This is a genomic window from Photobacterium sp. WH77 (assembly GCF_022014395.1).
Classification (GTDB): domain Bacteria; phylum Pseudomonadota; class Gammaproteobacteria; order Enterobacterales; family Vibrionaceae; genus Photobacterium; species Photobacterium arenosum.
In genome coordinates, this window is the sequence record NZ_JAKLTE010000043.1 from 1 (window position 1) to 2362 (window position 2362).

Annotated in this window: 3 protein-coding genes; all 3 read right to left on the reverse strand. The window is 42.2% G+C overall.

The window, feature by feature from the left end:
- The coding region (locus L6J37_RS21120) for a hypothetical protein (protein ID WP_237796507.1) at positions 1–192 on the reverse strand (192 nt) is incomplete at its 3' end.
- A 448-nt stretch (positions 193–640) separates the two neighbouring features.
- On the reverse strand, positions 641–1138 hold the full coding sequence (locus tag L6J37_RS21125; protein ID WP_237796508.1) for a hypothetical protein: 498 nt from the start codon (positions 1136–1138) through the stop codon (positions 641–643).
- A 159-nt stretch (positions 1139–1297) separates the two neighbouring features.
- Positions 1298–2104 (reverse strand): hypothetical protein, encoded by an 807-nt coding sequence (locus L6J37_RS21130; RefSeq protein ID WP_237796509.1) that lies wholly within the window; start codon positions 2102–2104, stop codon positions 1298–1300.
- Positions 2105–2362: the final 258 nt, after the last annotated feature.

Below are 2362 nucleotides of genomic sequence, written 5' to 3' on the forward strand. Positions count from 1 at the left end.
TATTAGCCCCACTTTTTTATCGTTAATTTCGACAGTATCCAACTTAAACCTTTCAGGAAAAAGTCCTTGAAACCGCTCAGTCGGAACAGCATAGGTAATAATCGCAAAATGCTTTAAGCCACAAAGTATATCTATACCCTTGGGCTTAGGTCTATCTGTTAGGTAGTCTTTTAGACTTCGCTTTTCTTGCATGGTACTTCCTTGTAATTTAAAGACTAAAACGACTCCCCCGCTTCAAGCTTTGCCGCACTTGATGTCAGCAACAGTGCTAAATTACCGGAGATCACCATGTCACAATTTATCAATGGCGTTAATTTAGCCAAGCATAGCCTCAGTATCCACGGTGAGGATCACCAAGACAAGATGGAGATCCACATAATCACTTTAAAAGGGCATAAATTCAGGCGGATTGTATGTCGTGCATGAGTTCGATGTATCTCTCGGCATCGTGCGATGCGCGCTAGTTACTCATTTCTGGCACAAACAATAACCAGAAATGCCTTTGGGTTCTTTGCTGTTGTCCGGGCCGGTTGTAGGCGCTCCCGGCGCCGACAACCTAAAAATTCGTCCTGAGTTTTTACCCTGCTCAGTGAATATCCAGATAAAGTGTCGGCTGTGAGACACATATCCTTATTTGTTATCACTCACTATCTTCCAGAGTAAAGTTAGTTGAAACTTTCTGGACTATGTACTTGTTTCTAGAGTCAATATTCTGATATTCAAAGCTTTCCTTTGTTAACCCTATGATATTGTACGCGTCATAATTATACGGGTCGCTTGGATTAGACGGGTAAAACTGACCGTTGTCGATTGCCCCACGATACATAGAAAAGTAGATATCTCCTGCAACACCCCAATGACCGGCTTCAGAAGATTGTTGTGTCGTGCCATCGTTCTTCGTGATCAGAAAGTCAATTCTGTATGTTCCGTCTGTCGAGCGTTCGATAGTCCATTGTTTACGCCCGCCTTCTTTGGTCGGTAGATCCCCATACCATTTACCGAGCATCATTACACGCTGCTCTACTTTAGTTTTAGGTAAATCGGGCTTTGCCTCCGTTACCAAATTGCTTTCGTCTTTTGGCACAACTGAACATCCAGCCAGCGAGACAAATGCTAATGTTATTGCGATATTTTTCATTTCAATCCTTGGGTTATAACGAATGAGGAACCGCAACCGCGTAGTGTCATCAGGGTCATGGCATCAAAGCCAGTTAACAGACCGAATGTAGAGCGGCAGTCCCAAACCTTGCATTACCTGACGCTATTGTTGACAACCGGGGGAGTCATTGTAGCCTTGTTAGCTTTGCTTCCGAAGTAACGCAAATTCATATTTTCCCCTCGGGATATATTCTGCGCAACAATGATGACAACTAAAGATATCTAAATTTCTAATTACTTCTTCTGGTATAACAATATCTTTGTCGCATAGCTGGCATTTAACGTCATAAGTATTGCAGCTCAGCTTAATTTCTTGTTTTTCGATATCCGCCTTCACAGTAAACAATGCACCACATCGAAAATTACTACATTTTCGAGTTTCTCCGTCTCGTACGTTTTTTAAAGAAAACGCCATATCTTGTTGACATGCTGGACATTGTTTAATGTCTATATTTTTATAACTTATCAATATGTTACTGCTTACATATTGCTTGAGTTGTTCAGCAATATCACGTAAGTCTTTCTGTATGTCTCGATACGTTGTTTCAACAGCTTTCTGAGGTTCAACCAAATGCAAAAAATTACCGAGTTTATTGTAAGTTGTGGTCAACCACCGCACTGGAGGGAGTTTCTGTTGTCCCAAAGATAGCCAGCCAGACTCAGGTGGTTTAGTGGAATGCGATAAATTTACTTCGACTACACAGTCGGAGGCGGAAAGCTTATCGAATTCAACCAACATTTTTAGTGCTTTTGTAGGTTGCCACGTATTGACGATGGTGTTTGGTAAGCACCCGACGCCATGAAGCAGTTTCTGATAAACAATAGCCTCAATACAAAACCGTAACTCTAGGCAAGCATATACATGTTCAACTGAGTTCTCAGATTCAAGCAGGTTCAATGCTCTCTGTAGATGCTTGTCTTTATTGTATGTATGAAATACTGACATATTACTCCCAAAAGCTAACGAATGACATGAACTCCCCCTCATCAGGCTCTGCCACACTTGGTAAGTCTGACTACGAAATTACCGGAGGCCACCATGCCACCATCTGTCTATGGCATTGATTAAACCAAACACCGTTTCAGTATCCACGGTGAAGATCACCGAGGCAAGGTGTTGTTTCACAGAACCGCTTTAAAAGACTCCAATTATTGCGGACGTATGTCGCGCTTGAGTTCGGTGTTTGTCTCAGCATCGTAGGAT